This is a genomic window from Streptococcus mitis, from assembly GCF_002096835.1.
Lineage (GTDB): Bacteria > Bacillota > Bacilli > Lactobacillales > Streptococcaceae > Streptococcus > Streptococcus mitis_W.
This window is the reverse complement of the sequence record NZ_NCVG01000015.1, coordinates 57,335-67,866: the sequence shown is the minus strand read 5'-3', so window position 1 is coordinate 67,866 and position 10,532 is coordinate 57,335. Positions and strand designations below refer to the sequence as shown.

Annotated in this window: 12 protein-coding genes; 2 read left to right on the top strand and 10 right to left on the bottom strand. The window is 41.8% G+C overall.

What is annotated here, in order from left to right; all coding sequences use genetic code 11:
• Positions 1–138 precede the first annotated feature (138 nt).
• The 7 genes from pyrE to typA all read right to left on the bottom strand — a co-directional run bounded on the left by pyrE (position 139) and on the right by typA (position 7,644).
• Complete coding sequence (gene pyrE, locus B7699_RS00865; RefSeq protein ID WP_000170895.1) at positions 139–771, bottom strand: orotate phosphoribosyltransferase; 633 nt, start codon at positions 769–771, stop codon at positions 139–141.
• Positions 772–810: 39 nt separating this feature from the next.
• The gene (gene pyrF, locus B7699_RS00860; RefSeq protein ID WP_049501926.1) at positions 811–1,506 is read right to left on the bottom strand and encodes an orotidine-5'-phosphate decarboxylase; all 696 of its coding nucleotides are present in this window, start codon (positions 1,504–1,506) and stop codon (positions 811–813) included.
• Positions 1,507–1,738: 232 nt separating this feature from the next.
• A complete protein-coding gene (locus B7699_RS00855; protein WP_084926868.1) occupies positions 1,739–2,992 on the bottom strand; it encodes a cell division protein FtsQ/DivIB in 1,254 nt (417 codons plus the stop codon).
• A gap of 9 nt (positions 2,993–3,001) precedes the next feature.
• On the bottom strand, positions 3,002–4,060 hold the full coding sequence (locus B7699_RS00850; protein ID WP_084926867.1) for a UDP-N-acetylglucosamine--N-acetylmuramyl-(pentapeptide) pyrophosphoryl-undecaprenol N-acetylglucosamine transferase: 1,059 nt from the start codon (positions 4,058–4,060) through the stop codon (positions 3,002–3,004).
• A 1-nt stretch (position 4,061) separates the two neighbouring features.
• Positions 4,062–5,414, bottom strand: a complete 1,353-nt coding sequence (murD, locus tag B7699_RS00845) for a UDP-N-acetylmuramoyl-L-alanine--D-glutamate ligase (protein ID WP_084926866.1) — start codon at positions 5,412–5,414, stop codon at positions 4,062–4,064.
• A gap of 114 nt (positions 5,415–5,528) precedes the next feature.
• Complete coding sequence (locus B7699_RS00840) at positions 5,529–5,783, bottom strand: DUF3165 family protein (RefSeq protein WP_020901944.1); 255 nt, start codon at positions 5,781–5,783, stop codon at positions 5,529–5,531.
• Positions 5,784–5,802: 19 nt separating this feature from the next.
• Complete coding sequence (typA, locus tag B7699_RS00835) at positions 5,803–7,644, bottom strand: translational GTPase TypA (protein WP_000164111.1); 1,842 nt, start codon at positions 7,642–7,644, stop codon at positions 5,803–5,805.
• Between the two features lie 161 nt (positions 7,645–7,805).
• Between typA and B7699_RS00830 the strand changes: the two genes are divergently transcribed.
• Positions 7,806–8,531, top strand: coding sequence for a 16S rRNA pseudouridine(516) synthase (locus tag B7699_RS00830; RefSeq protein WP_084926865.1), 726 nt, complete (start codon positions 7,806–7,808; stop codon positions 8,529–8,531).
• 40 nt (positions 8,532–8,571) lie between these two features.
• Here B7699_RS00830 and B7699_RS00825 read toward each other — a convergent pair whose 3' ends face one another.
• The 3 genes from B7699_RS00825 to B7699_RS00815 form a co-directional block, all read right to left on the bottom strand.
• Positions 8,572–8,805 (bottom strand): hypothetical protein, encoded by a 234-nt coding sequence (locus B7699_RS00825; protein ID WP_084926864.1) that lies wholly within the window; start codon positions 8,803–8,805, stop codon positions 8,572–8,574.
• An 86-nt stretch (positions 8,806–8,891) separates the two neighbouring features.
• Positions 8,892–9,272, bottom strand: a complete 381-nt coding sequence (locus B7699_RS00820) for a rhodanese-like domain-containing protein (RefSeq protein ID WP_000259256.1) — start codon at positions 9,270–9,272, stop codon at positions 8,892–8,894.
• Entirely contained in the window at positions 9,272–9,541 is a 270-nt protein-coding gene (locus B7699_RS00815; RefSeq protein WP_084926863.1) for a YqgQ family protein, read from the bottom strand. Before B7699_RS00815 ends, B7699_RS00820 begins: the two co-directional genes overlap by 1 nt.
• Before the next feature lie 63 nt (positions 9,542–9,604).
• Between B7699_RS00815 and B7699_RS00810 the strand changes: the two genes are divergently transcribed.
• Positions 9,605–10,513 (top strand): LysR family transcriptional regulator, encoded by a 909-nt coding sequence (locus B7699_RS00810; RefSeq protein WP_084926873.1) that lies wholly within the window; start codon positions 9,605–9,607, stop codon positions 10,511–10,513.
• Positions 10,514–10,532: the final 19 nt, after the last annotated feature.

Sequence of the window (10,532 nt, the reverse complement as noted above, 5' to 3'; positions counted from 1 at the left end):
GAGTTTTTTTGGTATAACCTTCGACGCGCACCCGCATAGCGGGTGGTTGTTTTGTCTCGCACCTAACGGAGCGAGACGGACTAATAGTCACATAAAACAAAATCAGGTAATCCTAGCGACTACCTGATTTTCTATGTTTTAAGAATTTTGCCAATTTTCTTGGTCTTCTTTAAAGCGTTTTAGAAGGTCGAGTCCTTCTGGTGTGATATAGCCTTCTTCTTGGGCTAGGTGAATGAGTTCACTGTAGTTAGAAAGCGTCACAAGTTTGACACCTGCATCTGAGAAGTTCTTATCTGCTTTTGGCAATTGGTAACTGAAAATCGCTACAACACCAAGTACATCTGCACCTTCGCGTTTAGCTGCTGCTACGGCCTCAAGAACAGAACCACCTGTTGAAATCAGGTCTTCAACCACTACCATTTTTTGACCTTGAGCTACACGGCCTTCGATTTGGTTGCCTGCTCCGTGGTCTTTTGGTTTGCTACGGATGTAGGCAAAAGGCAAGTCCATCTTATCAGCAATAATAGCTCCGTGTGGAATCCCTGCTGTTGCAGTTCCTGCAATCACTTCTACCTCTGGAAAGGCTTCTTTGATAGCATCTACAAAACCATTTTCAATTAGGGTACGAGTTTCTGGATAGGCTAGTGTCACACGATTATCAGTGTAAATGGGTGACTTGATACCAGATGCCCAAGTGAAAGGCTCCTCTGGTTTGAGGTAAACGGCTTGAATTTTCAAGAGGTGGCTAGCGATATCTTTAGCAAGTGTCATGGTCTTCTCCTTTTGTTTTTCTAATCTATTTCTTTAATTCTAGTCCTGTGTCCATTCATCCTTGATGGCATGATAAGCTGCAACAGGATCCTCAGCTTGGGTAATGGGACGTCCCACTACGATATAGTCACTACCGATTTGATAAGCATCCGCTGGCGTCATGACGCGTTTTTGATCTCCTACTGCAGCACCTGCAGGACGAATGCCCGGTGTCAGACAGATAAAATCTGGATTGGTAGCCTGCTTGATGACTTGCACTTCCTGAGCCGAGCAAACAACACCATCTAATCCCGCTTCAGCTGTCTTCTTAGCATAATGAATCACAGACTCTTGCAGGCTGGTTTGGATATTTTGAAACTCCTGCATCTGAGCTTCTGATGTTGATGTGAGCTGAGTGACAGCGATCAATTTGGCTTGACTTCCAAGACCTTCACGCGCAGCCTTCATCATCTCTACACCACCAGCCGCATGAACATTGGTCATGTCTACACCAAGCTGAGACAAGATCTTCATGGCTGACTTGACTGTATTGGGAATGTCATGAAGTTTAAGATCAAGAAAGACGCTATGTCCCAAGTTTTTTAAATAGGAAATAATCTCAGGCCCCGTTGCGTAATAAAGCTCCATCCCTACCTTTAGATAAAGGCTTTCTTCTACTGGAAAAAGAGCTAAAAATTCCTTGACCGCCTCAAAACTAGGAAAATCAAGAGCAATGACTGGACGATGTTCTCGCATAGGTTTCTCCTTTTACCTTTACTAGTGAGAGAGTCTGGGCAACAGAAGCCAAGAAAAAAGGAACCTGCCAACAGCAAGGTTCCACGAAAAATAGGTAGTCTCCACCCTTTCACCGTCTAACCTTAGCTGCCTCTCTGGACTGCTTTAAAGGTTTTCTATTATTCTATTATTTCTACTAGCACTTGTCAAGTAAAAACATGGTCGCTAAAGAACTATGAGAGAAATGTAAACCCTATCGACGCGATGAACGCCGAGTAGTTTGGTTTCGATTGCTCTCTTCCTCCAGCTTTTTCTTCTCCTCTTCCAGTTTATTCTGCTGTTCTTCCAGTCTTTTCTTCTCTTCCTCTTTCTGTTTTTTCTCAGCTTCCTTAGCCTCTTGCTTAGCTTTTTCCTCAGCCTCCATAATTAATTTATCCGCCACAGTGTAACTGTAAATTCCAGCTTCCATGTCAATCACACTAGGTTCTGACAATTGTGTCTTAATCTTACTATAGTAAGGCAGTTTCTTACTCATTTCAGATAGAGGAACCAAGACTTCGTCTGAATCATTCATAGTCAATCGAATTAAATCTGATGTGACCTTACTTGGAGCTAATTCAACCTTCTGGATAGCCGCCTTGAGTTCTGGACTAATTTGAGCAAGTTCTGAGGTAAAGGCTTTGATTTGTTCGCTATCATTAAAGAGAACTGAAATATAAGTTTCTGGCAGACTCACCAAACTCACCGCACTGGTCTCAAGCTGACCACTTGAAAGGATTGGATAATGACTTTCTCCAGAAACATAGTAGGCAACTATATCATATTCCTTAACCTTAATAGTAAACTTAGTTGGAAATTGATAGACAAGCTGAGCTGATTCAACCCAATAGTTAGACTTGATCTGCTCTTCATATTTTGCCTTCTCTAGCAGAAGGTTAATCGTATAATCCGAATCCTGAATGCCTGAAACCTGTCGAATATCATCAGCTGTAGTTTGAACTGTTCCCTCAACACTAATATCCTTCATGGTCGCATAAGGACTGAGCAAGTAGGCAGAGACAACCAATAAAATCAGACTGAGAAACAAAATCGAGATAGCCCGCCAGATATGAACTCCTGGAATTTTCGGTTTGACCGTTTTTTCCTTTACAGGCTTTTTCTCTACCTTTTTATCCCGTTTATCCTCTTTCTCTGTCTTTTTAGACTTTGATTCTTCCTTGGATACTTCTTTTTTGACGTCTTCTGACTCTTCTACTTTTTCTTTAGCATCATTCTTAGCTGATTCTGGGTCTTTTGGTTCAGGTTCACTCTCTTGGTCCCCAGTTTCATCTGACTTTTCAGATGTTGAAGCCATTCGAGCTTGTCTTTCCTTTTCCTTCTCCTCAGCTAGGGCCTCCTCTTCTTCAGCCTTCTTTTTTAGATATTCTTGGTTTCGTTTCTGCCATTCTGATAACTCTTTAAATTCTTCGAGGATTTCTTTGCCCTCATTTTTCTTATCTTTTGACATTTACTTTCCTTATGATAAATCTTTTTTCAACAATTGGTAAAAATCTGCTAGAGATTTCAATTCCTTTGAAGCCTTCATCTTAGCTTGATAGTCTTCCTTGTGACTTAGTAAGTGAGACAGCTTCTCTTCTAAACTATCCAAGGTCAAATCACTTTCTTGAAGTTCTTCTGCATAGCCTTTCTTAACAAAATAGGCTGCATTTTCAATCTGGTCACCACGACTTGCTTCACGACCAAGCGGCACAATGACATGTAATTTTGCCATAGCCAAGAGCTCAAAAATCGTATTGGCACCACCTCGTGTCACAACAATATCAGCCAATTCCATCAAGGGCTGATAGAGATTGGTCACATAGTCAACACGAAAAAGATTTTGGCTCAACTCGTTCAGGCTAGAATCTCCAGTTAGATTGATAATATTGTAGCGCTCTGTCAGTTCTTTCTTATGGTCTGTCACCAACTGGTTAAAAACACGAGCACCTGCCGAACCACCAACAAACAGCACCGTTGGCAATTTTGAATTAAAGTGGGTTTGAATATCCACCAATTCATCGGGGTCAGGAGTTTTTTGGTCTGAAACCTTGGTCACCGCTCCCACATGCTCAACCTTAGACAAACTGGAAGCCTGCTCAAAGGTTGAATACATCTTCGTCGCAAATTTATAGGCGATTTTATTAGCCAATCCCATAGATAGGTCCGATTCGTGAATAAAGACAGGCACTCCAGACACACGCGCAGCGATAACTGGCGGCACAGAGACAAAACCTCCCTTTGAAAAGAGGGCTTGTGGACGAAGTCGCAACATGATAAAGAGCGATTGGACAATTCCCCAACCAACTTTAAAGACGTCCAGCATATTTTGCCAAGAGAAATAACGACGTAATTTCCCAGTAGCAATGGAATGGAAGGTGACATCTAGACCAGACTTGAGGATTTCTTGGTGTTCGATCCCACGTTTATCCCCAATATAGTGGACTTCCCAGCCATCTTCGATGAACTTGGGCATTAACAAAAGGTTGAGGGTAACGTGTCCAACCGTCCCCCCACCTGTAAAGACAATTTTTTTCATATTATTCCTTTAACTCCGCTACTGTGTCGATAAAGAGGTCGCCACGTACTTCAAAGTTAGCATACATATCCCAGCTGGCATTGGCAGGACTGAGGAGAACCACGTCACCTTTAGTCGCAAGCTCGTAGGCCTTGCGGGTCGCATCTGCAATATCAGTCGCATCCACATAAGCCACACCAGCCTTATCTGCTGCTCGTTTAACACGTTCTGCAGATTGACCGAGAATGACCATCTTCTTGAGTCCAGTAATATCTGGAACCAATTCATCAAACTCATTGCCACGGTCCAAGCCACCTGCAATCAAGACTACCTTGCTGTTGTCAAATCCTGACAAGGCTTTTTGAGTAGCCAAGATATTGGTTGATTTGCTATCATTATAGAATTTGACACCTTTGATTTCATCCACAAACTGGAGACGGTGTTTGACACCACCAAAGGCTGAAAGAGTTTCTTTGATGGTTTGGTTATCCACACCACGAAGCTTGGCTACAGCAATAGTCGCAAGGGCATTTTCCACATTGTGGCTACCTGGAACACCGATTTCACTCGCTGCCATGACCACTTCCCCTCGGAAGTAGAGTTTACCATCTTCCAGATAAGCACCATCAACCTTTTCCTGTGTTGAAAATGGCACAACAGTGGCACGTGTTTTAGTAGCCAATTCTTTTGCCAAGTCTTGGTTAAAGTTCAAGACAAGGAAATCAGCTACTGTCATCTTGTTCTGGATATTCCACTTGGCCGCTACATATTCCTCAAAGGAACCATGATAATCGATATGAGTTGGCATGAGGTTAGTAATAACCGCAATCTCTGGATGGAATTCTTGAACGCCCATGAGTTGGAAAGAAGAAAGTTCCATGACAAGCGTATCCTTGTCTGACACTGTTTGGGCAACTTGACTGGCAGGATAGCCGATATTTCCTGATAAGAGACCATGTTGCCCGGCAGCAGTCAAAACTTCCCCAATCATGGTCGTTGTAGTTGTTTTTCCATTTGAACCTGTGATACCGATAATTGGCGCCTCTGAAATCAAGTAGGCCAATTCCACCTCAGTCAAGACTGGAATTCCCTTTGCCAAAGCCTTTTCAATCATGGGATTGCTGTAAGGGATACCTGGATTTTTCACCATGAGGGCAAACTCTTCATCTAAGAGTTCCAAAGGATGGCCACCTGTGATAACCTTGATCCCTTCTTCCAGCAAACTTTGCGCAGCTGGATTGTCCTCGAAAGGTTTTCCGTCATTTACCGTCACAATGGCACCTAGCTTGTCCAACAAACGAGCTGCAGATTCACCAGACTTAGCCAAACCTAAAACAAGGACTTTCTTATTTTTAAATTGATCTATTACTTTCATGTCTCGAACTCCATTTCTACTCTTACTATTTTACCATTTTTATGGAAATAATTCTAAATGAAAATGCTCAGATTGGGCATTCTAACAAGCAAAAAGAGAGCCGAAACTCTCTTTTTATCTTCTTTTACTTTTATTAACCGACATGAGGGTAATATCTCGCAAGCTAAAGTATGCTAGGAAGAGCATGGCGATTGCGATAAAGAATTCTGTCGGTAGCTGAAAGATTTGCAGGACAGACAGCATCAGCAAAATCAAAAGTGCTACGAAAGCAAAGACGACAAGGACGATATTGACTGTCCCTTTAATGCTTTGTGGTGTTGCAAATACATAGAGTAGTAATAAGAGGAGTCCTATGATTAAATAAACCATCTTTATCTCTTTCTAGCTCTTATTCAGCTGATTTTTTCTTCTTGTTAGCTTTCTCACGCTCTGCCTTATTAAGGATTTGTTTACGCAAACGGATAGACTCAGGCGTTACTTCCATGTACTCATCGTCGTTCAAGAACTCAAGAGACTCTTCAAGTGTCAAGATACGAGGAGTCTTGATAACAGCTGTTTGGTCCTTAGTAGCTGAACGAACGTTGGTCATTTGTTTGGCCTTAGTGATGTTAACTGTCAAGTCATTTTCACGAGAGTTTTCACCGATGATCATTCCTTCATAAACCTCAGTACCTGGGTTGACAAAGATCGTACCACGTTCTTCGATAGACATGATTGAGTAAGTTGTAGCCTTACCAGCATCGATAGAAACAAGGGCACCACGGTGACGACCACCAATTTCGCCTGGAATCAATGGCAAGTATTGGTCAAAGGTATGGTTCATGATACCGTAACCACGAGTCATTGACAAGAACTCAGTTGAGTATCCAATCAAACCACGCGCTGGAACAAGGAAGACCAAGCGAGTTTGACCATTACCAGTTGAAATCATATCCAACATTTCACCCTTACGTTCAGAAAGGCTTTGGATAACAGACCCTTGGTATTCTTCTGGAGTGTCGATTTGAACACGTTCAAATGGTTCACATTTAACACCATCTATCTCTTTTACGATAACTTCTGGACGAGATACTTGAAGTTCATATCCCTCACGACGCATTGTCTCGATAAGGATTGACAAGTGCAATTCTCCACGTCCTGAAACAGTCCATTTATCTGGTGAATCAGTTGGATCAACACGAAGGGAAACGTCTGTTTGCAATTCTGCCTGCAAACGTTCTTCCACCTTACGAGAAGTCACCCATTTACCTTCTTTACCAGCAAATGGTGAGTTGTTAACCAAGAAAGTCATTTGAAGAGTTGGCTCATCGATGTGTAGGATTGGAAGAGCTTCTACTGCATCTGTCGGAGTAATGGTTTCACCGACAAAGATATCTTCCATACCTGAAACGGCAATCAAATCACCTGCTTTGGCTTCTTGGATTTCACGACGTTCCAAACCAAAGAAACCAAAGAGTTTTGTAACACGGAAGTTTTTAGTTGTGCCATCAAGTTTAGAAAGGGTAACTTGGTCCCCAACCTTAACAGTACCACGGAAGACACGACCGATACCGATACGTCCAACGAAGTCGTTGTAGTCCAAAAGTGACACTTGGAACTGCAAAGGCTCATCTGAGTTATCTACTGGAGCTGGGATATGGTCGATAATTGTGTCAAAGATTGGTGCCATAGTAGCTTCTTGGTCAGCTGGATCATCTGACAATGAAGAAGTTCCGTTGATCGCTGAAGCATACACCACTGGGAAGTCAAGCTGGTCGTCATCAGCCCCAAGCTCGATGAAAAGTTCCAATACTTCGTCCACTACTTCAGCTGGACGAGCTGATGGTTTATCGATTTTATTGACAACCACGATTGGGACAAGATCTTGTTCCAAAGCTTTTTTCAATACGAAACGAGTCTGTGGCATTGTTCCTTCGTAGGCATCTACGACCAAGACAACACCGTCAACCATTTTCATGATACGCTCAACTTCTCCACCGAAGTCCGCGTGTCCTGGTGTATCCATGATGTTGATACGAGTTCCGTTGTAGGCAACGGCTGTATTTTTAGCAAGGATAGTAATTCCACGCTCTTTTTCGATATCATTTGAGTCCATAGCACGCTCAGCCAATTCAGTACGTGCATCAAGCGTTTCTGATTGTTTCAATAATTCGTCAACGAGGGTTGTTTTACCGTGGTCAACGTGGGCGATAATCGCAATGTTACGGATATCTTCTCTTAATTTTGTCATGATTTCCTCTATAATATTCAAAATTTATTTTCTAACTGAACGATTATACCATATTTTCAAGTAAATAACATAACTCAAGCAAGTGTAAATGTTTTCACTCCGCTTTTCTTTTCACGTCAAGCCTTTTCAAAGCAAGCGATTTATGATAAGATAAGCACAGTATGCGTTTAGATAATTTATTAGCCCAAGAAAAAGTTAGCCGAAAGGCCATGAAACAAGCCTTACTTAAAGGAGAAATTCTAGTCGATGGTTGCCCAGCCCGCTCCCTAGCCCAAAATATCGATACAGGACTACAGGAACTCCTTTTTCAGGACCAAATCATTCAAGGCTATGAGCACACCTATCTTATGCTTCATAAGCCTGCTGGTGTCGTTACAGCCAACAAAGACAAGAAACTTCCAACCGTCATGGACCTCCTTCCGCCTGACATCCAGTCTGACAAGCTCTATGCCGTCGGCCGACTGGACCGAGATACGACAGGACTCCTTCTCTTGACCGATAACGGTCCCTTGGGCTTCCAACTCCTCCATCCTCAGTATCATGTCGATAAGACCTACCAAGTTGAGGTTAATGGCCTCCTGACACCTGACCATATCCAAGCCTTTCAAAAAGGAATTATTTTTTTAGATGGCACTGTCTGTAAACCTGCAAGACTAGAGATTCTATCAGCAAATCTTTCCTTCAGTCAAGCCTCTATTACCATTTCAGAGGGGAAATTTCATCAGGTAAAAAAAATGTTCCTCTCAGTTGGTGTCAAGGTAACCTCCCTCAAACGAGTTCAGTTCGGTGAGTTTACATTAGACCCAGAACTAGCAGAAGATCAATACCGTCCCTTGAATCCAGAGGAAATGGAAATCATAAAAAACTACTTAGAGATGAGTCGATAAAATAAAAAAGCTTTAAAAATAAAGCTTTTTTGTTTTTTGCTTATCTAAAAACTACTGCGATTGTTAGAATCCAGTTAAGAACAGAAACTACAAGTCCTACGATGTTGAGAATTTTTTCTGTTTTATAGTCCAGTCCAGATTCTTTTTGGTATGAAAAAGCCAAAACCAATCCTATGATCCCCAAAATCAGGCCCACTATTGGAGAAAGCAAACCAAGGACGATAGATAAGATACCTAAAATAAGTGAAGGTTTTTTCTTTTCTTGTGAATTCATATTATAAAATCTCCTTAAAATTAATATAAATGATGATACCATAAAATGCTATCTTTATCTATCATTCGACTAATTTGGAAATAAGGTTAGCTAGTCTTCACTTTCCCTTTCCAAGAATCCAAACCATAAGAAAGGATATAAATCTCAGAAAAACCTTGTTTTTTCAAGTAAAGGGCTGCATTTGTCACACGTTGCGCACGTTGGTTTTCGTAAAGAAGGACAGGTTTATCTTTACGAAGGGCTGCAAGACTAGTCTTCAACTGACTTGAAGGAATATTGCGGGCCCCAAGGATATGTTTTCTGTGGAATTCTGCTGGATCACGCAAATCAATCAATTGACCTGTACGAATCAAGGCTTCAAACTCCTCATTGTCTACGATTTTAGCCGCACGGCGAATACGAAGATAGTTAAAGCCCATCCACGCCAACATTGCTAGTATAAGTGCCCACAAAATCCAAGTAACCATTAGTTCTTTTCTCCATTTTTCTCAATATAATCCAATTCTACCTTGTGCTCTCTGCGAAGAACCGCTTCTGCTTCTAGATAGTCTAATTTGTCCATCAACCCTGCATCGTAAATCCGAGAGAGTTCCAACTTCATCAGTTCAATATCATATAAGCGTTTTCCCATGTAAACGATAATACCAAATCGTTTGAGGAATTGCTGCACATCATAGAATGTTTTCATAAGACTCATTTTAGCAAAATTTTGTCTTTTTTTCAAGAAGAGACTCATACAATGCTCCTGATTTTCCTATCTTCTTTGGCGATTCTGACGCAAGTGTGGTACAATAAAAACATGAGAATTCAACAATTACATTATATTATCAAAATCGTCGAAACTGGCTCCATGAATGAAGCAGCCAAGCAACTCTTTATCACTCAACCTAGTCTTTCCAATGCAGTAAGAGATTTGGAAAATGAAATGGGCATTGAGATCTTTATCCGCAATCCCAAGGGGATTACCTTGACCCGTGATGGAATGGAGTTTCTCTCTTATGCCCGTCAGGTTGTCGAGCAGACCCAGCTTCTGGAGGAACGTTATAAAAATCCTGTCGCCCACCGCGAACTCTTCAGCGTTTCTTCTCAACACTATGCCTTTGTGGTCAACGCCTTTGTATCGCTACTTAAAAAAAGTGATATGGAAAAATACGAGCTTTTCCTTCGTGAAACTCGAACTTGGGAAATTATCGACGACGTCAAGAACTTCCGTAGTGAGGTCGGTGTCCTATTTTTGAACAGCTACAACCGTGATGTTTTAACAAAAATGCTGGATGACAACCACCTTCTGGCTCACCATCTTTTTACCGCGCAACCGCATATCTTTGTCAGCAAGACCAACCCTCTGGCAAAGAAAGACAAGGTGAAGCTGTCTGATTTGGAAAACTTTCCTTACCTCAGCTATGACCAAGGAACTCATAACTCCTTCTACTTCTCTGAAGAGATTCTATCGCAGGAATACCACAAAAAATCTATCGTAGTCAGCGACCGTGCTACCCTCTTTAATCTCTTGATTGGTCTGGACGGTTATACCATTGCGACAGGGATTTTGAACAGCAACCTCAACGGAGACAATATCGTTTCTATCCCACTGGATATTGATGACCCTATCGAGCTGGTCTATATCCAGCATGAAAAAACCAGCCTATCCAAGATGGGCGAACGCTTTATCGACTATCTACTAGAAGAAGTCCAGTTTGATAGTTGAGAAATGATAAGAACCAATA

Coding starts and splice junctions, on each gene's coding strand:
- pyrE (WP_000170895.1), bottom strand. CDS start 771: ATGACACTTGCTAAAGATATCGCTAGCCACCTCTTGAAAATTCAAGCC.
- pyrF (WP_049501926.1), bottom strand. CDS start 1,506: ATGCGAGAACATCGTCCAGTCATTGCTCTTGATTTTCCTAGTTTTGAG.
- B7699_RS00855 (WP_084926868.1), bottom strand. CDS start 2,992: ATGTCAAAAGATAAGAAAAATGAGGGCAAAGAAATCCTCGAAGAATTT.
- B7699_RS00850 (WP_084926867.1), bottom strand. CDS start 4,060: ATGAAAAAAATTGTCTTTACAGGTGGGGGGACGGTTGGACACGTTACC.
- murD (WP_084926866.1), bottom strand. CDS start 5,414: ATGAAAGTAATAGATCAATTTAAAAATAAGAAAGTCCTTGTTTTAGGT.
- B7699_RS00840 (WP_020901944.1), bottom strand. CDS start 5,783: ATGGTTTATTTAATCATAGGACTCCTCTTATTACTACTCTATGTATTT.
- typA (WP_000164111.1), bottom strand. CDS start 7,644: ATGACAAAATTAAGAGAAGATATCCGTAACATTGCGATTATCGCCCAC.
- B7699_RS00830 (WP_084926865.1), top strand. CDS start 7,806: ATGCGTTTAGATAATTTATTAGCCCAAGAAAAAGTTAGCCGAAAGGCC.
- B7699_RS00825 (WP_084926864.1), bottom strand. CDS start 8,805: ATGAATTCACAAGAAAAGAAAAAACCTTCACTTATTTTAGGTATCTTA.
- B7699_RS00820 (WP_000259256.1), bottom strand. CDS start 9,272: ATGGTTACTTGGATTTTGTGGGCACTTATACTAGCAATGTTGGCGTGG.
- B7699_RS00815 (WP_084926863.1), bottom strand. CDS start 9,541: ATGAGTCTCTTCTTGAAAAAAAGACAAAATTTTGCTAAAATGAGTCTT.
- B7699_RS00810 (WP_084926873.1), top strand. CDS start 9,605: ATGAGAATTCAACAATTACATTATATTATCAAAATCGTCGAAACTGGC.